Source organism: Mitsuaria sp. BK041 (assembly GCF_014193085.1).
GTDB lineage: Bacteria > Pseudomonadota > Gammaproteobacteria > Burkholderiales > Burkholderiaceae_C > Roseateles.
On sequence record NZ_JACHYT010000001.1, the window covers coordinates 2535501 to 2556939 of the forward strand.

The 21439-nt window shown below is 71.8% G+C and carries 21 protein-coding genes; 10 read left to right on the plus strand and 11 right to left on the minus strand.

Translation table 11 applies throughout. The annotated features are described in order from the left end of the window. Positions 1-19: 19 nt before the first annotated feature. Positions 20-949 carry a dihydrodipicolinate synthase family protein gene (locus tag FHT38_RS10700; RefSeq protein WP_183491743.1) on the minus strand — a complete coding sequence of 310 codons (930 nt, stop codon included), beginning with the start codon at positions 947-949 and terminating at the stop codon, positions 20-22. A gap of 183 nt (positions 950-1132) precedes the next feature. On the opposite strand from FHT38_RS10700, the gene FHT38_RS10705 reads away from it, so the two are divergent. From FHT38_RS10705 to FHT38_RS10715, 3 genes are read left to right on the plus strand one after another with little or no spacing between them, the layout of a single operon-like run. Continuing rightward, on the plus strand, positions 1133-1885 hold the full coding sequence (locus FHT38_RS10705) for an SDR family NAD(P)-dependent oxidoreductase (protein ID WP_183491744.1): 753 nt from the start codon (positions 1133-1135) through the stop codon (positions 1883-1885). After that, positions 1882-2856, plus strand: coding sequence for an SMP-30/gluconolactonase/LRE family protein (locus FHT38_RS10710; protein WP_183491745.1), 975 nt, complete (start codon positions 1882-1884; stop codon positions 2854-2856). Before FHT38_RS10705 ends, FHT38_RS10710 begins: the two co-directional genes overlap by 4 nt. Then, positions 2853-3908 carry an aldose epimerase family protein gene (locus tag FHT38_RS10715; RefSeq protein ID WP_183491746.1) on the plus strand — a complete coding sequence of 352 codons (1056 nt, stop codon included), beginning with the start codon at positions 2853-2855 and terminating at the stop codon, positions 3906-3908. Before FHT38_RS10710 ends, FHT38_RS10715 begins: the two co-directional genes overlap by 4 nt. A 57-nt stretch (positions 3909-3965) precedes the next feature. On the opposite strand, the gene FHT38_RS10720 is transcribed toward FHT38_RS10715, so the two are convergent. The 7 genes from FHT38_RS10720 to FHT38_RS10750 form a co-directional block, all read right to left on the minus strand. Continuing rightward, positions 3966-4193, minus strand: a complete 228-nt coding sequence (locus tag FHT38_RS10720; protein WP_183491747.1) for a hypothetical protein — start codon at positions 4191-4193, stop codon at positions 3966-3968. 83 nt (positions 4194-4276) lie between these two features. Further along, positions 4277-4498 (minus strand): AbrB/MazE/SpoVT family DNA-binding domain-containing protein, encoded by a 222-nt coding sequence (locus FHT38_RS10725; RefSeq protein ID WP_091724734.1) that lies wholly within the window; start codon positions 4496-4498, stop codon positions 4277-4279. A gap of 177 nt (positions 4499-4675) precedes the next feature. After that, the gene (locus FHT38_RS10730) at positions 4676-7864 is read right to left on the minus strand and encodes an efflux RND transporter permease subunit (RefSeq protein WP_183491748.1); all 3189 of its coding nucleotides are present in this window, start codon (positions 7862-7864) and stop codon (positions 4676-4678) included. Positions 7865-7874: 10 nt separating this feature from the next. Next, positions 7875-9161 carry an efflux RND transporter periplasmic adaptor subunit gene (locus FHT38_RS10735; protein ID WP_183491749.1) on the minus strand — a complete coding sequence of 429 codons (1287 nt, stop codon included), beginning with the start codon at positions 9159-9161 and terminating at the stop codon, positions 7875-7877. 8 nt (positions 9162-9169) lie between these two features. Further along, the gene (locus FHT38_RS10740) at positions 9170-10474 is read right to left on the minus strand and encodes a TolC family protein (RefSeq protein ID WP_183491750.1); all 1305 of its coding nucleotides are present in this window, start codon (positions 10472-10474) and stop codon (positions 9170-9172) included. A gap of 135 nt (positions 10475-10609) precedes the next feature. Continuing rightward, positions 10610-10990 carry a DUF2946 family protein gene (locus tag FHT38_RS10745; RefSeq protein WP_091724738.1) on the minus strand — a complete coding sequence of 127 codons (381 nt, stop codon included), beginning with the start codon at positions 10988-10990 and terminating at the stop codon, positions 10610-10612. Next, positions 10960-12069 (minus strand): beta family protein, encoded by a 1110-nt coding sequence (locus tag FHT38_RS10750; protein ID WP_183491751.1) that lies wholly within the window; start codon positions 12067-12069, stop codon positions 10960-10962. Before FHT38_RS10750 ends, FHT38_RS10745 begins: the two co-directional genes overlap by 31 nt. A gap of 256 nt (positions 12070-12325) precedes the next feature. Between FHT38_RS10750 and FHT38_RS10755 the strand changes: the two genes are divergently transcribed. Next, positions 12326-13378 (plus strand): alpha/beta fold hydrolase, encoded by a 1053-nt coding sequence (locus FHT38_RS10755; RefSeq protein ID WP_183491752.1) that lies wholly within the window; start codon positions 12326-12328, stop codon positions 13376-13378. Positions 13379-13568: 190 nt separating this feature from the next. Here the strand turns inward: FHT38_RS10755 and FHT38_RS10760 are convergent, their stop codons facing one another. Further along, positions 13569-14015, minus strand: coding sequence for a DUF4148 domain-containing protein (locus tag FHT38_RS10760; protein ID WP_175538280.1), 447 nt, complete (start codon positions 14013-14015; stop codon positions 13569-13571). A gap of 137 nt (positions 14016-14152) precedes the next feature. Between FHT38_RS10760 and FHT38_RS10765 the strand changes: the two genes are divergently transcribed. After that, positions 14153-15058 (plus strand): ATP-binding protein, encoded by a 906-nt coding sequence (locus FHT38_RS10765; RefSeq protein ID WP_183491753.1) that lies wholly within the window; start codon positions 14153-14155, stop codon positions 15056-15058. Next, positions 15055-16374 (plus strand): 3-oxoacyl-ACP reductase, encoded by a 1320-nt coding sequence (locus tag FHT38_RS10770; RefSeq protein WP_183491754.1) that lies wholly within the window; start codon positions 15055-15057, stop codon positions 16372-16374. Before FHT38_RS10765 ends, FHT38_RS10770 begins: the two co-directional genes overlap by 4 nt. An 81-nt stretch (positions 16375-16455) precedes the next feature. Here the strand turns inward: FHT38_RS10770 and FHT38_RS10775 are convergent, their stop codons facing one another. Then, positions 16456-16611, minus strand: coding sequence for a DUF3309 family protein (locus tag FHT38_RS10775; protein ID WP_091725332.1), 156 nt, complete (start codon positions 16609-16611; stop codon positions 16456-16458). A gap of 133 nt (positions 16612-16744) precedes the next feature. After that, complete coding sequence (locus FHT38_RS10780) at positions 16745-17635, minus strand: LysR family transcriptional regulator (RefSeq protein WP_183491755.1); 891 nt, start codon at positions 17633-17635, stop codon at positions 16745-16747. A gap of 165 nt (positions 17636-17800) precedes the next feature. Between FHT38_RS10780 and FHT38_RS10785 the strand changes: the two genes are divergently transcribed. The 4 genes from FHT38_RS10785 to FHT38_RS10800 all read left to right on the plus strand — a co-directional run bounded on the left by FHT38_RS10785 (position 17801) and on the right by FHT38_RS10800 (position 21396). Then, on the plus strand, positions 17801-18496 hold the full coding sequence (locus FHT38_RS10785) for a substrate-binding domain-containing protein (RefSeq protein WP_310737370.1): 696 nt from the start codon (positions 17801-17803) through the stop codon (positions 18494-18496). Between the two features lie 50 nt (positions 18497-18546). Next, on the plus strand, positions 18547-19230 hold the full coding sequence (gene ligK / locus FHT38_RS10790) for a 4-carboxy-4-hydroxy-2-oxoadipate aldolase/oxaloacetate decarboxylase (RefSeq protein ID WP_183491756.1): 684 nt from the start codon (positions 18547-18549) through the stop codon (positions 19228-19230). Between the two features lie 155 nt (positions 19231-19385). Beyond that, on the plus strand, positions 19386-20423 hold the full coding sequence (locus tag FHT38_RS10795) for a tripartite tricarboxylate transporter substrate binding protein (RefSeq protein WP_183491757.1): 1038 nt from the start codon (positions 19386-19388) through the stop codon (positions 20421-20423). A gap of 1 nt (position 20424) precedes the next feature. After that, entirely contained in the window at positions 20425-21396 is a 972-nt protein-coding gene (locus FHT38_RS10800) for an NAD(P)-dependent oxidoreductase (protein ID WP_183491758.1), read from the plus strand. Positions 21397-21439: the final 43 nt, after the last annotated feature.

Consider the following 21439-nt stretch of genomic DNA (forward strand, 5'->3'; position numbering starts at 1 on the left):
AGGAAGAAGAAGGCGGGACTCAGCGGCCCCAGCGCAGCACCAGCGGATCGAGCCGCCGCGCGGCGTCGAGCAGGCCGGCCCGCACCTGCGGGTTCATCGTCGGGAACGGATGGCGCGGCGCGTCGCATTCGATCACGCCGCCCTCTTTCATCAGCGCCTTGGCGGTCAGGATGCCGCCCTGGCGGTTCTCGTAGTTGATCAGCGGCAGCCAGCGGCCGTACTCGGCCACGGCGGTCTCGCGGTCACCGGCGGCGTAGGCGTCGACGATGCGACGGATGCCGTCCGGATAGGCACCGCCGGTCATCGCGCCGGTGGCGCCGGCATCCAGGTCGGCCAGCAGCGTGATCGCCTCCTCGCCGTCCCAGGGGCCCTCGATGGCCTCGCCACCCAGCGCGATCAGCTCGCGCAGCTTGCTGGCGGCGCCGGCGGTCTCGATCTTGAAGTAGCGGACCTGCTCGATCTCCTTGGCCATGCGCGCCAGGAACGGCGCCGGCAGCGGCGTGCCCGACATCGGCGCGTCCTGGATCATGACGGGGATGTCGATCGCATCGGACAGGCGCGCGTAGAACTCGAAGATGCCGGCCTCGCCCACCCGCAGCGTCGCGCCGTGGTACGGCGGCATCACCATCACCATCGCCGCGCCCATCTCCTGCGCCAGGCGGCTGCGCTCGGCGCAGATCTGCGTGCTGTAGTGGGTGGTGGTCACGATGACCGGCACGCGACCGGCGACGTGCTCCAGGATCGTGCGCGTCAGCACCGCGCGCTCGTCGTCGCCGAGCACGAACTGCTCGGAGAAATTCGCCAGGATGCACAGGCCGGTGGAGCCGGCATCGATCATGAAGTCGATGCAGCGCTTCTGGCTTTCCAGGTCGAGGCCGCCCTGGGCGTTGAAGGTCGTGGGCACGACCGGGAACACGCCCTTGTAGGGCCGGGGGAAGCGCAGGCTCATCTTGTCTCCAGAGGATCGGTGATTCTTGTTGGATCGAATTAAAGTATTACTTTATTGATTCACGTATCGGTGCAAACCCTCATTCATGGCTTCTTCACTTCTCAAATAGTCAGACTTATAGAATCAGCACCACGACACACCCACAAGGGCGCGACACTCGCGTCCGACAACGACGGAGACACCATGACCAGCGCCCTCTATCCCAGCCTGCGCGAGCAGCGCGTGCTCATCACCGGCGGCGCGACCGGCATCGGCGCGACGCTGGTCGAGCGCTTCGCCGCCCAGGGCGCGCGGGTGGGATTCATCGACATCGCCGCGGACGCCGGGCACGAGCTCGCGGCACGGCTGCCGGGTTGCGCCTTCGTCGCGGCCGACCTGACCGACATCGCGCAGCTGCGCGCCGCGATCGCGACGCTGCGCGAGCAGCTCGGCGGCCCGTTCAAGGTGCTGCTGAACAATGCCGCCAACGACAAGCGCCATCCGCTGGAGGACGTCACGCCCGAGTTCTGGGACCAGGCGATGGCCGTCAACATCAAGCACCAGTTCTTCGCCGCGCAGGCGGTGGCGCCGGACATGAAGGCGCTGGGCGGCGGCTCGATCATCAACTTCGGTTCCTTCAGCTGGATGCTGATGCAGGGCGGCATGGCGGCGTACACGACCTCCAAGGCCGGCGTGCAGGGGCTGACGCGCTCGCTGGCGCGCGACCTCGGGCCCTTCAACATCCGCGTCAACACGCTGGTGCCGGGCTGGGTGATGACCGAGAAACAGCTCAAGCTCTGGGTCAACGACGAGACCAAGAAGGAGATCGACGCCAACCAGTGCCTGAAGCAGCCGCTGATGCCGGACCATGTCGCGGCGATGGCGCTGTTCCTGGCGGCGGACGACAGCGCGATGTGCAGCGCGCAGGACTACATCGTCGACGGGGGCTGGGCATGAGCGCCGGGCGGGCATCGCCGGCCGCCGCCGCGCGCGGCGCGGCTGAAGCGGCGGAAGCGGCCCGCGTGCATGTGGACGGGCGGGACCGGCTCGGCGAATGCGCGCTGTGGTGCGAGCGCGGGCAGGCGCTGTACTGGACCGACATCGACAGCCATCGGCTCTTCCGCTGGCGGGCCGAGGCCTCGCCCACCCGCGAGGCCGGCGGACCGGCGCTGGCCGGCGAGATCACCGAATGGCCGATGCCGGAGCCGCTGGGCAGCTTCGCGCTGTGCGACCAGCCGGGGCAGCTGCTGCTGGGGCTGGCCTCGGGCGTGGCGATGTTCGACCTGGCCACCGGCGAGGTCGGGCCGCTGACGCCGGTCGAGGCCGATGAGCCGCGCACCCGCATCAACGACGGCCGCTGCGATCCGCAGGGGCGTTTCGTGTTCGGCATGTTCAACCCGCACGGCGCGGCGGTGGGCGGTTATTACCGCGCGGCCATGGCGGGCGTCGGCATCGGCCGCGGCCTGGCCATCGAGCGCTTGCCGCTGCCGCCGGGGATCGTCGGCAACTCGCTGAACTTCAGTCCCGACGGCGGCACGCTGTACTACACCGACTCCCCCACCCGCACGATCTGGGCGATGGACTACCACGCCGACGGGCGGCTCGGGGAGCGCCGCGTCTTCGCGCAGTTGCCCATGGACGGCGGCGAGCCGGACGGCGCGGCGGTCGATGCCGACGGCGGCCTGTGGTCGGCCATCTGGGGCGATGGCGTGGTGATCCGTTTCGACGCGCAGGGCCGCGAGACACTGCGCCTGTCCGTGCCGGCCTCGCAGCCGACCTGTCCGGTGTTCGGCGGGCCGGCGCTGGACCGGCTCTTCGTCACGACCGCGCGCCGGCAATGCGAACACGAGCCGCTGGCCGGCGCGCTGTTCGAGCTCGATCCACACGGCCATCGCGGCCAGGTTCCTCACCGGTTCAACACACGATGACAGCGATTCAACAGCGGGTCTACGGCCACCTGCCCGACGGCCGGCCGGTGCATGAGTTCACGATGGACAACGGGCGCGGCCTGCGGCTGTCGGCGATCACCCATGGGGGCATCGTCACGCGGCTGGAGGTGCCGGATGCGCGGGGCGAATCGGCCAACGTGGTGCTGGGCCTGCCGACGCTCGAGGACTACGTGCTGCGCAATCCGCATTTCGGCGTGATCGTCGGCCGGTATGGCAACCGCATCGCGGGCGCCACCTTCCGGCTGGACGGCGAACGCCACGCACTGGTGGCCAACGACGGCGGCAACTGCCTGCACGGCGGCCCGCGCGGATTCGGCCACCTGCTGTGGCGGGCGGAGGCCGAGAGCGACAGCTGCCTGCGGCTGGAACTCGACAGCCCGGCGGGCGACCAGGGCTTCCCGGGCCGGCTGCGGGCGGTGGTGCGTTACCGGCTCGATGACGAGATGGGCTGGGCCATCGAGTACGAAGCCACGACCGATGCGCCGACGGTGGTCAACCTGACGCATCACGACTACTTCAACCTGGCGGGTCGCGGGTCGGTGCTGGGCCATGAACTGCAGATCTTTGGCAGCCGCTATTGCGAGGTGGACGAAGCGCTGATTCCGACCGCGATCGCGCCGGTGGCCGGCACGCCCTTCGACTTCCGTGAACCGCGGGTGATCGAGTCGCGGCTGCGCCAGGCGCATCCGCAGTTGCAGCGCGGCAAGGGCTACGACCACAACTGGGTGCTGGACGCGCCCTTCGATGGTCGACTGCATTTGGCGGCGCGGCTGCGCGATCCCGTCTCGGGCCGAAGCATGGAGGTCCTGACCACCGAGCCGGCGATGCAGTTCTACTCCGGCAACTTCCTGGACGGCAGCCTGCTCGGCAGCGAAGGCGCCTTCTATCGGCAGGGAGATGGCCTCTGCCTGGAGACGCAGCACCACCCGGACTCGCCGAACCGAGCGGCGAGCCCCGACTGGCCGTCCACGGTCCTGCGACCGGGCGAGGTCTATCGCAGCGTGACGCTGCATCGCTTCGCCGCTGGCTGAGCCGGGGCTCGTCAAACGGACGACCGCACGCGGTGCGGTCGTCGATGACCCCATAGATCACAGCGCGGCGGGTAGGTTGTCGTCTCTTTCGTCATGCGACGACTCATCGCGCCTGGGCCATGGCTCCACGACCACGGCCGCGGGAGCGGCTTTGACGGTCACGCGCACGCTCCCGTCTTCCAGCAATTCCCAGAAGAACCGCGTGTCCAGCTTCGCTCCCGTGGCCTTGCGGATCTCCTTCGGGACGAGGATCCGGCCATTCATCTCCATGCGGGTCATCGGCACCTGAGTCTCCTGGCGGCCTCAGCGCATGAGTTCAGCGCCGGCCAGCATCAGCCGGATCAGAATGTTCGTGTCGACCGCACACATCATCGGAACGGGTTCATGTCTTCCACGGACACGCTGATGCCGGGTGCGGGCTTCAGCATGCCGGCGAGCTCTTCGAACGTCACCGTCCTGGCAACCACCTGGATGGTCCCGTCCCTCATCAGGACCCAGAGGAACTCGGTTCCCGGCTTGGCATTCACCGCCTGACGAATCTCCCGGGGGACCGTCAGGCGTCCGTTCGCGGACATCGTCGAAATGGGCATGGCCCTCTCCTTGCTAAGTGAGCTGCCCACTCTAAGAAGACGGCCCGTGCAACTCCATGGCCCTCATGTGTCGAGATCGCCTCACGCCGACTTCGACAAGGCAGCGCACTGCCTCCGATGCGGGGCAGCGCGCCGCCACCCGGGTCGTCTCCCGACGCCCGGGTCGGAGCGCCGGCCTCAGGAAGCCACCGGGTCCCGCGTCGGACCCCGATCAAGCAGCTCGGGCGCCTGCGCCGGCGCCGGCTCATCGCGCCGGTAGGCCCACCGGTACAGCACCGGCAGCACCAGCAGGGTCAGCGCCGTCGACGACAGGATGCCGCCGATCACCACCGTCGCCAGCGGCCGCTGCACCTCCGCCCCGGTGCCCGTGGCCAGCGCCATCGGCACGAAGCCCAGCGAGGCCACCAGCGCCGTCATCAGCACCGGCCGCAGGCGCGTCAGCGCGCCTTCGTGGATGGCCGCGTCCAGCGGCCGGCCCTGCTCCCGCAACTGCCGGATGAAGGCGATCATCACCAACCCGTTGAGCACCGCCACGCCGCTGAGCGCGATGAAGCCCACCGCCGCCGAGATCGACAGCGGGATCCCCCGCAACCACAGCGCCAGCACGCCCCCGGTCAGCGCGAAGGGAATGCCCGAGAACACCAGCAGGCCGTCCCGCGCATTGCCGAACATCGCGAACAGCAAGGCGAAGACCAGCCCCAGCGCCACCGGCACCACCACGCGCAGCCGCTCGCTGGCGGACTGCAGGTTCTCGAACTGCCCGCCCCAGCCGAGCCAGTAGCCGGACGGCAGCACCACCTGCTCGCTCACCGCCCGCTGCGCCTGCGCGACGAAGGAACCGAGGTCGCGGCCGCGCACATTGGCGCTGACCACCACCCGGCGCTTGCCGTCCTCGCGGCTGACCTGGTTCGGCCCCGGCGCCAGCGACAACTTCGCCAGCGCCGACAGCGGCAGGAAACGCACCGCGCCGTCCGCGCCCTTGGGCAGCGGCACCGGCAGCCGCTCGATCGCCGACAGGTCGGTGCGCAGCGCCTCGGGCAGGCGCACCACGACCGGGAAGCGCCGGTCGCCCTCGAACAGCGTCCCCGCGGTCGCGCCGCCGGTGGCCGTGGCCACCAGCTCCTGCACGTCCAGCAGGTTCAGCCCGTGCCGCGCGACCTGCTGGCGGTCGATGTCCACCGTGAGCACCGGCAGGCCGGTCGTCTGCTCGACGTTGACCTGCGTCGCGCCCTCGATCCCGCCCAGCACCGTGGCGACGCGCGCCGCCGCCGCGTCCAGCTGCGCCATGTCGTCGCCGAAGACCTTCACCGCCACGTCCGAGCGCACGCCCGAGATCAGCTCGTTGAAACGCAGCTGGATCGGTTGCGAGAACTCGTAGTTCTGCCCCGGCAGCGTGGCCAGTTCCGCCTGCACGGCTTCGATCAGCGCCTCGCGCGTGCGCCGGGGCTCGGGCCACTGGTCGCGCGGCTTGAGCATCACGTAGGCATCGGAGATGTTGGGCGGCATCGGGTCCGCCGCGATCTCGGCCGTGCCGGTGCGCGAGAACACCCGCTCGATCTCCGGGAACTTCTGCTTGAGCCGCGCCTCCAGCTGCCGCTGCATCGCCACCGATTGCGTCAGGCTGGTGCCCGGCAGCCGCAGCGCCTGCACGGCGAAGTCGCCCTCGTCCAGGCTGGGCACGAACTCGCTGCCCAGCCGCGTCGCCAGCAGCGCGGACAGCACCACGGCCACGACCGCGCCGGTGATGACCACCGGCCGCGCCGCCATCGCGCGGCCCAGCAGCGGCTCGTAGGCGCGATGCGCCCAGGCCATCAGGCGGCTCTCCTTCTCCTGGACCTTGTCGCCGATGAACAGCGCCACCGCCGCCGGCACGAAGGTGATCGACAGGATCATCGCGCCCAGCAGCGCCAGCACCACCGTCACCGCCATCGGATGGAACATGCGGCCCTCCACGCCGGTGAGCGCGAAGATCGGCAGGTACACCACCATGATGATCAACTGCCCGAACAGCAGCGGCCGGCGCGCCTCCTGCGCCGCGGCGAAGACTTCATGGAAGCGCTCGCCACGCGTCAGCGGCCGGCCCAGCCGCGCCTGGGCATGCGCCAGCCGCCGCACGCAGTTCTCGACGATGACGACCGCCCCGTCCACGATGATCCCGAAGTCCAGGGCGCCCAGGCTCATCAGGTTGGCGCTGACCTTCTGGCTGACCATGCCGCTGAAGGTGAACAGCATCGACAGCGGGATGACCATCGCCGTCAGCACCGCCGCGCGCAGGTTGCCCAGGAACAGGAACAGCACCGCGATCACCAGCACCGCGCCTTCGACCAGGTTCTTCCTCACCGTGGCGATGGCCTTGTCCACCAGCACCGTGCGGTCGTAGACGGTGACCACCTGCACGCCCTTGGGCAGCGTGGTGGCGACCGCCTTCATCTTGCGGTCCACCGCCTGCGCGACGCTGCGGCTGTTCTCGCCGCTCAGCATGAACACGGTGCCCAGCACCACCTCGCGGCCGTTGTCGGTCGCGGCGCCGCCGCGCAACTCCTTGCCGATGCCCACCTGCGCCACGTCGCGCACCCGCACCGGCACGCCGCCGTCGCTGCGCAGCACGACCTGGCCGATGTCGGCCAGGCCGCGCAGCTGGCCGGGGGCGCGGATCAGGTACTGCTCGCCGCGCCGCTCGATGTAGCCCGCGCCGACATTGGCGTTGTTGCGCTCCAGCGCCGCCACCACATCCGCCAGCGTCAGCCCATGCGAGGACAGCCGGCCGGGATCGGGCGCGATCTCGAACTCCTTCGCGAAGCCGCCGATCGTGTTGACCTCGGTCACGCCCGGCACCGTGCGCAGCTGCGGCTTGACGACCCAGTCCTGCAGTTCGCGCAGGTCGGTCGGCGTGTAGGGCGTGCCGTCGGCCTTGCGCGCGCCCTCCTCGGCCTCGAGGGTCCACTGGTAGATCTCGCCCAGGCCGGTGGACACCGGCCCCATCGCCGGCGTCAGCCCGTCGGGCAGCTGCTCGCGCGCGGCCTGCAGCCGCTCGTTGACCAGCTGCCGCGCGAAGTGGATGTCGGTGCCGTCGCGGAAGATCACCGTGACCTGCGACAGCCCGTAGCGGGACAGCGAGCGGGTCTGCTTCAGCCCCGGCAGCCCGGCCATCGCGGTCTCCACCGGGAAGGTCACGCGCTGCTCGGTCTCCAGCGGCGAATAGCCCGGCGCGCCGGTGTTGATCTGCACCTGGACGTTGGTGATGTCGGGCACGGCGTCGATCGGCAGCTTCTGGTAGCTGAAGACCCCCAGCGCCGCCATGCCCAGCACGGCCAGCAGCACCAGCCAGCGGTGCTCGATGGCGAATCGGATGATGCGTTCGAACATGCCGCCTCCGTCAGTGCGAATGGGTCGCCGAGCCCTTGCCGGCCTCGGACTTGATGACGAAGGCATTGCGCGTCGCGACCCGTGTGCCGGGCTTCAGGCCCTCGAGGACCTCGGTGCGCTGCCCATCGGTGCGACCGGTCTTCACCGGCTGCGCGGCGAAGCCATCGGCCACTCGCACGAAGACGACCGGCCGGTCCTCGACGATCTGCACCGCCTCCGCCGGCACGGTCACCGGCGCCGACGTCTCGCCGGTCACCAGGTCCACGTCGACGAACAGGCCGGGTCGCCAGGCGCCGTCCGGGTTCGACAACGCGATCCGCGCCTGCGCCGTGCGGGTCTGCCCGCCGATCAGCGCGCCGACGTAGGTGACCGTGCCCGGCGCCGACTGCTCGAAGGCGGTGGCGCGCACCACCGCGCGCGCCCCCACGCGCACCTTGGCCAGGTCGGCGGCGGGCACGTCGATCCGCGCCCAGACGGTGCGCAGGTCCGACAGCACGAAGGCGCTGGCGTCCTCCTTGACCTGCTCGCCCAGCGCGAGGTGCTTCTCGACGACGACGCCATCGAAAGGCGCGCGCAATTCGAAGCGGTTGAGCGCGCCGCCGGTGGGCGACGCGCCCACGGCCTGCAGCTTCTGGCGCGCGTTGGCGACCGCGATCTCCGCCTCGCGCAGCGCCTGCTCGGCCACGTCGACGTCCTGGCGGGGCGAGATCTTCTCCTCCCACAGCTGGCGTTCGCGCTCGAAGGTCGTGCGCGCCAGCTGCAGCCGCTTCTGCGCGGCGAGCCACTCGCTGCGCTGGTCCGACACCTGCGCGCTGGCGATGACCGCCATCAGCTCGCCCTTGCGCACCGCCTGGCCGAGCGCCGCCGGCACCGCCTCGACGACCCCGGCCACGCGCGGCACCACATGCGCGGTGCGGTCCTCGTTGAAGCCGATCTCGCCCGGCAGGCGGGTGGTCGCGCGCAGGCTCGCCGGTCCGGCGGCCTCGAGCGTGATCGCCGCGGCCTGGACCTGCGCCTCGCTCATGGCGACGGTCTCGGGCGCTGCGGCCGCGCCCGCATGCCCGTGCTCATCCTTCGCCGCAGCGGGCCGCGCACCCGGCGCCTCGTCATGGCCGTGGTCATCGTGTCCGTCCTCGGCGTGCTCGCCGTGGCCCTTGGGCGAGGAAGCGGGCCCCGAGGCCAGGATCGCGGCGCCGCCGCCCAGGCCGATGGCCAGCAGCACCGCGATCGCGATCCGTTGCCGCTTTGGCAGCGCGTGGCCCGAGGCGGTCTTGTCGTCTTGCTTGTTGAAATTCATCGTCGTTCTCACGGTTGCTGGGCGGGGGCGCCGAGGCGCCGGTCGAGGTCGGCCTGGGCGCGATAGGCCTTGGCCAGCGCGTCCAGGAGCTGCGTCCGCCCCTGCAGCCAGGTGCGCTGCGCGTCGAGCACGTCCAGGAAACCGAACTTGCCAAGCTCGAAGCCGCGGCTCGCGGCGGTGTAGGCCTCACGCGCGCCGGGCAGCACCTCGCGGCGCAGCGCCTGGACCTCGTCGGCCCGGGCCCGCAGTTCGTCGGCGGCGGCCAGCACCTCGGCCCGCAGGCGCTGCGATTCGGCCTCGGCGCGCTGCTCGGCCGCCTGCCGGCGCTTGAGGGCCTCGCGTTGCGCGCCCTGGTTGCGATCGAACAGCGGCAGCGGCAGCGACACCCCGATGACGGCCTGGCTGCGACCGATTTCCTGCGAGCGCTTCGCGCCCAGGCTCACCGTCAGGTCGGGGATGCGCTGGGTGCGCGTCAGGTCATAGGCAGCCTGGGCCTGCTCGACGTCCAGCCGAGCCCGGCGAAGCGCCGGCGCATCGGCCAGCCGCCGGCCGACCTCGGCCGCGTCGGGCAACGGCGGCAGCGCGTCCGCGCGACCGTCGAGCGCGCCGATCGTGGATTCCTCCACGCCGATGGCGGCCGCCAGCGCATGCCGCGAAGCGAGCTGCTCGGCCTGCGCCTGGCGCCATTCGATCCGCGCCGTCGACACCGCGACCCGGGCGCGGGTCTCGTCGATCGGCGACAGCTTGCCGGCCGCCACGCGGCGCGCGGTCGCACCGGCGCCGTCGCCGGCGATGCGCAGCGACTCCTCGGCGCTCTGCAGGCGCTCCTGGGCCAGCAAGGCGACGAAGAAGGCCTGGACCACCTCGGCGCGCAGCTCGGCGCGCACGGCGTCGAGTTCCGCCTGGGCCAGGTCGCGACCGCGCCGGGCCCATTCGGTCCGGGCGGCGCGCTGGCCGCCGATCTCCAGCGGCTGGCTCAGCAGGACGGTGACCGTGCGGGTCTCGCGCCGGGTGTCCTCCTGCTCGAGGCTCAACGTGGGATTGGGCGGCAGAGCCGCTTGCCGCACCGCGCCGTCGGCGGCCTCGACGTCGAAGGCGGCCGCGCGCAGCCGCGGGTGCGCCCCCAGGGCACGCTCGATGGCGGCCTCCAACGAGAGCGGCTGGAGCGTGTCGGGCCGTGGCGAGGCGACTGGGGGTGGGGATCCGGCATCGGACGAGGGCCCGGCGGTGGCCGGACCGGACGAGGCCCGGCTCGCCAGGGGAAGAAGGGACAGCAGTGCCGCGCTGCACAGCGGCACCAGGAACTTGCGCATCGGAGACTCCGGCGTTGCGCCCGCCGCCGCGTGGAGCGGCGGGCAGGAAAGGGATCAACGGGGAATCGGCGAGCGCCCGAGGCCTCGGCCAGGCCGAGGCGGTCGAGGATCAGGGAATGAGCAGGCGCCCGCCGCTCAGGCGGTGCGCCAATTGGGGCGTTCGCGGCGGTCGGGGCCGCGCGAGGACCAGGACTCGGGCGCGGCGGCGCGAGCGATCGGCCCGTTCACGGCCGGCAGCTCCAGCGGCGTGCTCGCCACCGGCTGGGTGTGCCCCAGATGGCAGAAGCCGCAATCGTCGTCGACGCAGGGCGTCGGCGGATGGGTGGCCTTGGCGGCGTCGGCGGATGGGGCCTCCGGCGAGGAGCCGGACCGATGCTCGCCCTCATGACGATGCTCGTGATGCCCGACATGACGGGCGGCGGGATCTTCCTCATGCCCGCAATAGGTTGCCGCCACCGCCCAGCTCAGCTGGAGCGGCACCAGGATCAGCAGGAAGACGGCGAACCAGCGGCGCATGGGGCGCGAGTATAGGCGGCCGCTTCCTCGATCATCTCGTCGACCTGCGTCGCCAGATGCAGGTTGACACGCACGGCGGTCCACTCCTCCCGGCCGCGCGCGAAGGCCCGGCCGTTCGCGGCCTCCTGGATCGCGTGCTCACCCCAGAGGCCGCGTTCCCCGAAGCCCGGCGCGCCCGAGACGATCGCCGACGCCGCCTCCTGGCTGGCCTCGTCGACGGTCGATCGCAGTCGTCGCTCGAAGCGCCATTCGCCCTGCCGCGTGTAATCGATCCGCACCAGGCCCGGCGGCCACTCGGCGCCAGGCTCGCTGGGCGCGTGGACCGACCCGTGGTCGCCATAAGCGACCCGCGCCGAGGCGCCCACCCGTCGGTGCAACTCCCGCTCGAGCAGGGCCAGGCGCCCCGAACGCGGGAACTCGCCGGTCGGCGCGCGGCCCAGCGCCTGCGCCGCGGACGGAAAGCTGTTGCCCATCACCACGACGCGCAGGTCGGGCCATCTGGCCCGCCAGCGCAGCACCAGGTCACGCGCGTTGCCCGCGCAGCCCAGCAGCCAGTCCCGCTCGGTCCCGAAGTCCAGGACGACCAGCGCCCGCCCGGGCGCGTCGAGCTGGTCCAGCGCCAGCTCGACGCCAGTCGTCAAGGGCACCGCGCCGCGCAGGCGGAAGACGACCAGGCCGAACTCGCGCTCGATGTCCACCGCCTGCTGCGCGACGGCGCGCGGGTTGGCACCGTCGGGCGCCTGGACCACGGGCAGCGCGCCCGGATGGTCCTGGACGAACTCGCGCCAGAGCCGGAACCCCTGCGCCGGATCGACCAGCTGCCGCCAGGCCGCGGCATGCTCGGACGGCGCACGGCCGAGGTCCACCAGGTAGGGCAGCGAGCGCATCACCTCTTCCGCCTGCCGGGCGGCATGGCGGAAATCCACCAGGGCGGGCATCCGCGGCGTCGGCGTCAGCGTGAGCAGGGGCAGCATGCGGCGCTTGCGCGCCCGATCGAGCTCGCGCAGCCCCAGCAGTTCCGCCGGCTGCGTCCGCAGCGAGGGAAAGTAGACGATCTCGTCCAGCGACACGTCCTTCATCGACTCCTCCTTGGGGCCCTGCCCCGGTCGCGGACGCCCCGCGCGCCCGGTCCGCGCAGGCTAGGAACGCGAGGCCCTGCATGCCAGCGGCGGGATTGACCGATGTCAGGAATCGCAGCGGACGACGCGTTTGTATGCCGCTGTATCTGCTGGCGCCCGGGCGACACCGGCATGCACCGCGGCCGGCAAGTCGACAAGCCGGCGATACATCCGCCCGGTCCACTGGGGCCTTCGCCACCACACCCTGGAGACCGACATGACCGAGGCCTCGCTGCCCCGCCGCCGCTTCCTGATCGGCGCCGCTTCCGCGGCCACCGCCGCTGCCCTCCCGACCGGCCTGAGCCGGGCCGCCACCGCCGCCCCTGCGGGTGACGCACCCGGCGCCAGCGGATCGCCGATCGCCATCTCGCCGGCCTTCGGCGTCCTGAAGGAGATCGACGCCGGCGACCTGCGCGTGGGCTACGTCGAAGCGGGCCCCGCCGACGGCCCGCCGGTACTGCTGCTGCATGGCTGGCCGTATGACGTCCATACCTACGAGGCGGTCGCGCCCCTGCTGGCCGCGGCGGGACATCGCGTGATCGTTCCCTACGCGCGGGGTTACGGCACGACGCGCTTCCTGTCGGCCGGCACGCCTCGCAACGGCCAGCAAGGCGCGCTGGCCAGCGACGCCATCGCCTTGCTGGACGCGCTGCGCATTCCGAAGGCGCTGGTCGCCGGCTGCGACTGGGGCGCGCGCGCGGCGGGCATCCTGGCCGCGTTATGGCCGGAGCGCTGCGAGGCGCTGGTGTCCGTCAGCGGCTACCTGCTGGTCAGCCGACAGGCCAACCAGCAGCCGCTGCCGCCGGCCGCCGAGCTGCAATGGTGGTACCAGTACTACTTCGCGACCGAGCGCGGCCGCCTGGGCTACCAGCAACACCGCGAGGCCTTCGCGCGGCTGATCTGGCAACTGGCCTCGCCGCAATGGCGCTTCGACGACGCGACCTTCGCGCGCAGCGCGGCCGCGTTCTCCAACCCGGACCATGTCGACATCGTCGTGCACAACTACCGCTGGCGCCTGGGCCTGGCCGAGGGCGAGCCGCGCTTCGATGCGATCGAGGCCCGCATCGGCGCGGCGCCGGTGATCGGCATTCCGACGATCACGCTGGAGGGCGATGCCAATGGCGCGCCTCATCCGTCGCCCGCCGCCTATCGGCCCAAGTTCAGCGGGCGTTACGAGCACCGCGACCTGCGCGGTGGCATCGGCCACAACCTGCCGCAGGAAGCGCCGAAGGCGTTCGCGCAAGCCATCCTCGACGTCAGGCGGTTCTGAGCGCCTCAGAATTTCCGGTGCGGAAACGAAAGCGGGGTTCCCATGCGGGAACCCCGTTGCTCGAAGTGGGATGACCGTTCGGTACGGGTCGGGTCATCCGAAGTCCATCCTGCGGTCCATCAGGCCAGCACGGTTCCGGTCGGACCCGACGAGCGGATCGTCACGGCCGGTGCGGGATCTGAGGGAGCGATCAGCGAGTGGACGAACGCGCCGCCTCGAACTCCGGCGCATACCCCTGCTCGCTCCACAGACGCTCCAGCGTCCCGTCGGCGCGAGCCTGTTCCAGCTCATCCATGACCTGGGCACGTGTCTTGCCGCCCGCAGCTGGTGCGGAGAAGCGCACTTCGCTGCTGGTGTCCGACGACATGCCCACCGTCACATCGGCATCGGCTTGGTGATTGGAGTACTGCACGTCCATGCCGCGGGCTTCATCGAAGTCCGGCGCATAGCTGTGCTCGCCCTGCAACTGGGCCAGGGTGCCGTCCGCCCGGGCCTGCTCCAGTTCCGCGATCACCTGGTCGCGGGACTTGGGCCCGGACACGATCTCTTCCTCCACCTGGGCGAATGCGGGCACGGCCAGTGCGGCGGCCAGGGCCGCGGCGCCCAGGGGAATCGACAGCTTCTTGAAGTGATGCATGGTGAAACTCCTTCGGTTGAAAGTGGTCCAGCACGCGTGACCCATCGCGTTGCCGCGGAGCGGATCCCGCTGCGTCGGCGCGCTTTTCAAACGCCTTGGGATCGACTCTACGCAGCCCGCGCTGACACGAGGCGGACATGCGGATGACCGTTTTGTCATCGTTGCGCAGCGCGGGCGGATTGCTGCGCGCCCTGCGGCAACGCGTGGACCAGTTGACCGCGATGCTCGAGCGGCAGCGGCGTTCCTGCGCGCAGCGCGAGGCCTTCAGCGCGAACGTCGCGCATGAACTCCGCACGCCGCTGGCGACGCTGATCGCCGGCACCGAGCTGACCCTGCGCGAGGGCGGCTTGCCGCCGACCGTCGCGGATCGCCTGGGCGGTCATCTCGAAGAACTGCATCGCATGCAGGACATCGTGGGCGACATGCTGTTCCTGTCCCGCGCTTACGGCGGCCAGCGCGCGCGGCGTCAAGCGGTCGACAGCCTGGCGGCGCTGGCGCGCGAGGTGGCGGACTATCACGATGCCGCGCTCGACGAAGCCGGACTGTCCCTGCGCATCGAGGGCGACGGCGCGGCCGAGGTCGATGCGGCGCTGCTCAAGCGCGCGCTGTCCAACCTGATCGACAACGCGACCCGCTATGCGACGCCGGGCAGCACGCTGCGAGTGGGCATCGAGCCGGTTCGAGGCGGTGTCGGCCGGCTGTGGGTCGCCAACCTCGGGCCGGTGATTCCGGCGGCCCGCCTGCCGAGGCTCTTCGACCGCTTCTATCGGGCGGAGTCCTCGCGCGAGTCGCAGGCGGTCGGCGCCGGGCCATCCGGGGAGCATCTGGGCCTGGGGCTGTCCATCGTCGACGCGATCGCGCGCATGCATGGCGGCGCACCGTTCGCGCGGTCCGGCGACGGGGAGACGCGCATCGGGTTCACCTTGACCGGCGGCCGGCGCCCGCCCGCCTACACTGCGCGCCGGCCCGAGGCGGCCCCCTCCGGCGCGCGTGCGTCGACACCGTCCGCCTCGACGAGTTCCCCGCCCGCCTCGCCCCGATGACCGATCGCCTGCTCTCCTTCGTCCAACATCCCCTGGGTCGCCGCGTCGCACGCGCGCTCGGCCTGCCGCAGCCGGTGCCGCTCCTGCGGCGCCACGATGCCTGGCAGAACCAGGAACTGGCGGGACGTCTCCTGAGCGTGATCGCGCCGGGGAGCGTGGCGCCGATGCCCTCGCTGCTGGCGGCCATCGCCGCGCAAGGCGGCACGGCGGCGGGCGACGCGCCGGCGAGCGCGTTGGTCATCGACGCCACCGGCTGCCGCGATGTCGCCGCGCTGCAGGCGCTGTTCATGCAGGCGCAGTTCGGCGTCTCGCGGCTCGCGCCCGGCGGCCGGGTCCTCGCGCTGAGCTCCTCCGGCGCGGCCAGTGCGGCCGAAGCCGCCTGCCTGCAGGCGGTGTCGGGTTTCATCCGCGCGCTGGCCAAGGAGATCGGTCGCCGCGGCGCGACCGCGAACGCGCTGGTGCTGGGCGAAGGCGCGGCGTCGGCCGAATCGCTGGCGGGCGCGCTGCGCTTCTTCGCGACGGACCGCTCGGCCTACGTCTCCGGACAGGTGCTCGCCTGGCGCAAGGAGGCGGCGCCCGCGCCTGACCGGCCGCAGCCGGTGGCGCTGGTGACCGGCGCCGCGGGCGGGATCGGCGCCGCCACCGCCCGCCGCCTGGCGCGTGACGGGATGCGGGTGCTGTGTGTCGACGTGCCGGCGGCGCGCCAGCCGCTGGAGGCCTTGGCGCGCGAGCTCGACGGCCCGCTGCTGGCCGCGGACCTGACCGCGGCGGGCACGGTCGACGAATTGGTCGATGCCGTGCGCCGGGTCGGTGGCGTCGACGTGCTGGTACACAACGCCGGCATCACCCGCGACCGCACGCTGGCGCGGATGTCGACGGCGGAATGGGACGCCGTGATGGCGGTGAACCTCGCGGCGATCCTGGCGATCGATGCGCGCCTGGACGAAGCGGGCCTGCTGAACGCGGGCGTCCGCGAGGTCTGCCTGTCGTCGATCAGCGGCATCGCCGGCAACGCCGGGCAGACCAACTACAGCGCGTCGAAGGCCGCGTTGATCGGTTACGTCGCGGCGCGCGCCGAAGGCCTGGCCGGACGCGGCGGCACGATCAACGCCGTGGCGCCGGGATTCATCGAGACCGCGATGACACGGCGCATGCCGCTGATGGTGAGGGAAGCGGGGCGCCGCCTGAATGCGCTCAAGCAAGGCGGCACGCCGGCGGACGTGGCCGAAGCGATCGCTTTCCTGGCCTCGCCCGCCGCGCATCCGCTGACCGGCCAGGTGCTGCGCGTATGCGGCCAGTCGCTGCTAGGCGCGTGATCGCTTGAGGCCATGGACGGGCGCCTGAGCGCCCGGCCCGCTGACGGGGCGTGAGCGCCCCGGTGGCCGCTGACCGACCGGTCAGATGTAGCCCATCAGCAGCAGGATGACCAGGATGAGCACCACCAGGCCCAGGCCGCCGCTGGGGTAGTAGCCCCATCCGCGGCTGTGCGGCCAGGCGGGCAGCGCGCCGATCAGGAGCAGGATGAGGACGACAAGCAGGATGGTGCTGATCATGCGGATCTCCGGCATCTTGTGAATCGATCCCGGCCGGCGCCCGGGAGCGCCGCCGGCAGATGCCTTTGCGTGGCAACCGCTGTGCCTGCGCCGTCGCTCGTTCCTTGTCCGCTCGGGCCTTGCCCTTTCCGGCTCACCGCGCGCCGTCCCCCACCATGCGCATGAGCACCGCCGCCGTGCGCTGCATCAGCGGCGTCGCGCGCTTGCTGGTCGGGGTGACCAGGCAGAGCGTGCTCTGGATGTCCGCCCGCGCGAACGGCGTCGTGACCAGACGCTCCGGCCGCTCGTAGATCTGCAGCGCGTCCTCGCCGAGCGCCGCGTGGCCGATGCCCGCCGCGACGCAGTCCAGGATCGCCGGCACGCTGGCCACTTCCCAGCGCACGTCCAGCTGCACGCCCGCCATCGCCGCCGCCTGCTCCATCAGCGCGCGGAAGATATGCCCCCGCTGCGGCATCACCAGCGGATAGCGGGACAACTGCGACAGCGTCGGCGGCCGCGCCGGCGCCTGGTCCTTGGGGCTCACCAGGCACAGCCGCTCGCGGCGCAGCGGCAGGATCTCCAGCGCCGGCAGCGGCTCGGGGTTGTAGACCAGCGCCAGGTCGGTGCGCCCGGTCAGCAGCCACTCGGTCAGGTGCACCGAGAAACCCTCCATGATCGTCAGCCGCGCCTGCGGCATCTCCGCCTGGAACGCCCGGATCAGCGCCAGCGTGTGCAAGCGCGCCAGCGTCGGCGGCATCGCGATCGTGATCTGCCCCACCGGCTCGCTGCGGCGCGAGCGCAGGTCGTCCTTCGCGTGGCTCACCAGGTTGAGGATGTCCTGCCCGTGCTGCAGCAGCCGCCGCCCCGCCTCGGTCAGCGCCACGCCGCGCCCGTTGCGCAGCAGCAGGGTCTCGTGCAACTCCGTCTCCAGCGCCCGCACCTGCCGGCTCAGGGCCGGCTGCGCCACGCCAAGCACCATCGCGGCCTTGCTGAAGCTGCCGTGTTCGGCGACATGGACGAAGGTTTCCAGCTGGGTCAGGTTCATGCGGCGATGCTCTCACGATCCGGCATGGCCGGACCATCCGGTCCATGCCCGATCGGAATATCAGCTAGTGGAAGCTAGAACTGGATCGTCTGGCCCGACCGGACCAGAATCCGCCGCAATCCCTCCCCCGCCCCGCCGACCTCGACCTCCAACGGAACCCCGCTCGTGATCGCCCCCCTCGCCGGCATTTCCTCGATGGCCACCCGCGTGCTGCTGGCCGAGCTGTCCGCCGCCTACACCGCCGCGCACGGCCTGGAGATCCGCTTCGAGTCGATCGGCGGCCTCGATGCCGCGCGTCGCGTCGAGGCCGGCGAGGCGGTCGACCTCGTCGTCCTGGCCGCCGACGCGATGGCGCGCTTGGCGGCCGCCGGTCGCCTGCGAGCGGGCTCGCTGCGGCCGATCGCGGATTCGCCGATGTACGTCGCCGCACCCGAGGGACAGGCACGGCCCGCCGTCGACAGCGCCGGCGCGCTGCGCCAGGCGCTGCTGGACGCGCGCGCCATCGGCTACTCGACCGGCCCCAGCGGCCAGGCCTTGCTGGCCCTGCTGGCGGACTGGGGCCTGAAGGACGCGCTGGCCGCGCGCCTGCGCCAGTCGCCCGCGGGCGTCCCCGTCGCGACGATGGTCGCCGGTGGCGACGTCGACCTGGGCTTCCAGCAGCTCAGCGAGCTGCAAGGCCTTCCCGGCGTGACGCTGCTGGGCCCGATGCCGCCCGGCCTGGAGATCGTCACCCGCTTCACCGCCGCCGTCGCCACCAACAGCGGCGAACCCGCCACCGCGCAGCGGGTCGTCGACGACTTCGCCTCGGCCCACCACGACGCGCTGCGCCGTCGACTCGGGCTGGCCACGCCGGCGGCCTGAAGCGAGCCCCCTTCTACCGCCCACCGTCCACCGCCCACCAGGAATCCGCCATGTACGAACTCGGCGTCGTCTACCGCAACATCACCCGCGCCGACCGCACGGCCGCCGACGCGCTCGGCCACTTCGGCGCCGCGACGGTCCATGAGGCCCTCGGCCGGGTCGGCCTGCTCAAGCCCTACATGCGGCCGATCCAGACCGGCGTGTCGGTGTCGGGCACCGCCGTCACCGTGCTGCTGCAGCCCGGCGACAACTGGATGCTGCATGTCGCCGCCGAGCAGATCCGCGAGGGCGACATCGTCGTCGCCGCCGTCACCGCCGAGTGCAGCGACGGCTACTTCGGCGACCTGCTCGCCACCTCCTTCAAGGCGCGCGGCGCTCGCGCGCTGGTCATCGACGCCGGCGTCCGCGACGTGCGCACGCTCAACGAGATGGGCTTCCCGGTCTGGAGCCGGTGCATCTCGGCCAAGGGAACGATCAAGGCGACGCCCGGCTCGGTCAACATCCCGGTCGTGTGCGCCGGCGCGCTGGTCCATCCCGGCGACGTGATCGTCGCGGACGACGACGGCATCGTCTGCGTCCCCGCCGCGATGGCGTCCAAGACGCTGGACTCCGCCGCCGCCCGCGAGGCCAACGAGGGCGCCAAGCGCGACCAGTTCGCCGCCGGCGTGCTCGGACTGGACCTGTACAAGATGCGCGAGCCGCTGGCCAAGGCCGGCCTGCGCTACATCGACTGATCCGGCCAGTCCGCCCGCCGTCCCTGGTTCCCGCAGTTCCCCTGAAGTCGCCCTGAAGTCCCTCTGAAGTCCCCCGCAGTCCCCAACGCAGTCCCCCTCCCCCGAACGGCCCGCCCCGCAGAGGCCGACGATCGACGCCCCTGGAGACAACGACGATGACCGCACCCCGCCTTCGCACCCGCCGCACCGCCCTCGCCCGCAGCGGGCAAGTCCTGGCCCTGGCCGCCGCCGCGCTGTTCGCCGCGAGCCTGCCCCGCCTCGCCACGGCGCAGGCCAGCGCGCCCGCCACCGACTGGCCGACCCGGCCGGTGCGCATCCTCACGCCCTTCCCGGCCGGTGCCGGTCCGGAAACCGTGGCCCGCGTCGTCGCCGAGAAGCTGTCCAAGAAGTGGGGCAAGCCGGTGATCGTCGAGAACAAGCCCGGCGCCAACGGCTTCATCGCGATCGACACCTTCAAGCGCGGCGCCACCGACGGCCACGACCTGATCCAGCTGGACAACGCCCACCTGGTCATCTATCCGCACCTGTTCAAGAAGCTGCCCTACGACCCGGTCAAGGACTTCGACCCGATCGCGCCGCTGTTCAAGGCCTATTTCTTCGTCGGCGTGTCGGCCAACAGCAAGTACAAGACCGTCGGCGACATCGTGGCCGATGCCAAGGCCCATCCCGGCGCGCTGAACTACGGCTCCTGGTCGGTCGGCAACCCGGTGCACCTGGGCGCGGCGCAGCTCGAGGCGATGACCCAGACGCAGATGACGCACGTCGTCTACAAGGAGACGTCGATGCTCTACACGGCCGTGGCCAACGGCGAACTCAACTTCGCCCTGGGCACGATGGCGACGGCCGGGCCGCTGCAGCGCGCCGGCAAGATCCGCTTCATCGCCATCACCAGCCCGAAGCGCCACCCGGCCTTCCCCGACGTCCCCACCGTGGCCGAGTCCGGCGGCCCCGCCGGCTACGAGGCCACCGGCTGGACCACCATCGCCGCGCCGCGCGGGCTGCCCAAGGCGGTGCAGGAGCGCATCCAGCGCGACATCGAGGCTGCGCTGGCCGAGCCCGACATCCGCGAGCGCTATGTCACCTTCGGCTACGACGTCTTCCCGACCACGAAGGAGCAGTACATGGGCTTCATCGCCGCCGAGTCGGCCAAGTACGCCGCGCTGATCAAGCGCTTCAACCTCTCGCTGGACTGACATGAGCACCGCCGCCAACGATCAGGGCCAGCCGCCGGCGCTGGACGAGCTGCGCGTGGGCCTCGTCGGTTACGGCGAGGTCGGGCGCATCCTGGCCGAGGACCTGCGCGCCGTCGGCGTCGCCGTCAACGCCTACGACCTGAAGCTGGAGTCACCGTCCGCCGACGCCGACACCATGCGCGAGCACGCCGTGCAGTTCGGCGTCGGGCTCAGCCCCTCGGCCACGATGGTGGCCACGCCGGCCGACCTGGTCGTGAGCGCCGTCACCGCCAGCCAGACGCTGGACGCGGCGCGCGCCGCCGCCGCGGGTCTGCGGCCCGGCACCTTCGTGCTGGACTTCAACTCGGCCTCGCCCAAGGCCAAGCGCGAGGCGGCCGAGGCGGTGCAGGCGGCCGGTGGCCGTTATGTCGAGGGCGCGGTGATGACCAGCGTGCCGCCCTACCGGATCAAGGTCCCGCTGCTGCTGGGCGGCCCGCATGCGGACGCGATCGCGCCGCTGCTGGCGCGGCTGGGCTTCGCCGCCAGCGTGGGCAGCGCGGAGCTCGGCATCGTCAGCGCGACCAAGATGTGCCGCAGCGTCATGATCAAGGGCCTGGAGGCCATGGTCATCGAGAGCCTCACGGCCGCCCGCCATTACGGCGTCGAGGACGCGGTGCTGGCCTCGCTGAAGGAGACCTTCCCCGGCATCGAGTGGGAAAAGCAGGCCGCGTATTTCTTCCAGCGCGTGATCCAGCACGGCCGGCGCCGCAGCGAGGAGGTGCGCGAGGTCGCCGAGACCGTCCGCGACGCCGGGCTCACGCCCTGGAGCGCCGAAGGCACCGCCGAGCGTCAGGCCTGGATGGCCGACCTCGCCGAGGACGGCCTCTTCGGCCAGCGCGGCGATGCGGCCTTCGGCCGCAGCCCCGACTGGCGCACCGAGGCCGACCGGCTGCTGGCGCACCTGGCCAAGCCCCGGCTCCCGCCGCACGGCTGAGCGCTGCGCCTCGCCGACGGCCACCGACTTCCCTCCCCGCCTT

What these genes read in the sequence shown, in the direction of transcription:
- FHT38_RS10760 (WP_175538280.1), bottom strand. Translation starts at nt 14,015, where the DNA reads ATGCATCACTTCAAGAAGCTGTCGATTCCCCTGGGCGCCGCGGCCCTG.
- FHT38_RS10795 (WP_183491757.1), top strand. Translation starts at nt 19,386, where the DNA reads ATGACCGCACCCCGCCTTCGCACCCGCCGCACCGCCCTCGCCCGCAGC.
- FHT38_RS10755 (WP_183491752.1), top strand. Translation starts at nt 12,326, where the DNA reads ATGACCGAGGCCTCGCTGCCCCGCCGCCGCTTCCTGATCGGCGCCGCT.
- FHT38_RS10730 (WP_183491748.1), bottom strand. Translation starts at nt 7,864, where the DNA reads ATGTTCGAACGCATCATCCGATTCGCCATCGAGCACCGCTGGCTGGTG.
- FHT38_RS10700 (WP_183491743.1), bottom strand. Translation starts at nt 949, where the DNA reads ATGAGCCTGCGCTTCCCCCGGCCCTACAAGGGCGTGTTCCCGGTCGTG.
- FHT38_RS10710 (WP_183491745.1), top strand. Translation starts at nt 1,882, where the DNA reads ATGAGCGCCGGGCGGGCATCGCCGGCCGCCGCCGCGCGCGGCGCGGCT.
- FHT38_RS10765 (WP_183491753.1), top strand. Translation starts at nt 14,153, where the DNA reads ATGCGGATGACCGTTTTGTCATCGTTGCGCAGCGCGGGCGGATTGCTG.
- FHT38_RS10780 (WP_183491755.1), bottom strand. Translation starts at nt 17,635, where the DNA reads ATGAACCTGACCCAGCTGGAAACCTTCGTCCATGTCGCCGAACACGGC.
- FHT38_RS10770 (WP_183491754.1), top strand. Translation starts at nt 15,055, where the DNA reads ATGACCGATCGCCTGCTCTCCTTCGTCCAACATCCCCTGGGTCGCCGC.
- FHT38_RS10740 (WP_183491750.1), bottom strand. Translation starts at nt 10,474, where the DNA reads ATGCGCAAGTTCCTGGTGCCGCTGTGCAGCGCGGCACTGCTGTCCCTT.
- ligK (WP_183491756.1), top strand. Translation starts at nt 18,547, where the DNA reads ATGTACGAACTCGGCGTCGTCTACCGCAACATCACCCGCGCCGACCGC.
- FHT38_RS10775 (WP_091725332.1), bottom strand. Translation starts at nt 16,611, where the DNA reads ATGATCAGCACCATCCTGCTTGTCGTCCTCATCCTGCTCCTGATCGGC.
- FHT38_RS10800 (WP_183491758.1), top strand. Translation starts at nt 20,425, where the DNA reads ATGAGCACCGCCGCCAACGATCAGGGCCAGCCGCCGGCGCTGGACGAG.
- FHT38_RS10735 (WP_183491749.1), bottom strand. Translation starts at nt 9,161, where the DNA reads ATGAATTTCAACAAGCAAGACGACAAGACCGCCTCGGGCCACGCGCTG.
- FHT38_RS10745 (WP_091724738.1), bottom strand. Translation starts at nt 10,990, where the DNA reads ATGCGCCGCTGGTTCGCCGTCTTCCTGCTGATCCTGGTGCCGCTCCAG.
- FHT38_RS10715 (WP_183491746.1), top strand. Translation starts at nt 2,853, where the DNA reads ATGACAGCGATTCAACAGCGGGTCTACGGCCACCTGCCCGACGGCCGG.
- FHT38_RS10705 (WP_183491744.1), top strand. Translation starts at nt 1,133, where the DNA reads ATGACCAGCGCCCTCTATCCCAGCCTGCGCGAGCAGCGCGTGCTCATC.
- FHT38_RS10750 (WP_183491751.1), bottom strand. Translation starts at nt 12,069, where the DNA reads ATGAAGGACGTGTCGCTGGACGAGATCGTCTACTTTCCCTCGCTGCGG.
- FHT38_RS10725 (WP_091724734.1), bottom strand. Translation starts at nt 4,498, where the DNA reads ATGCCCATTTCGACGATGTCCGCGAACGGACGCCTGACGGTCCCCCGG.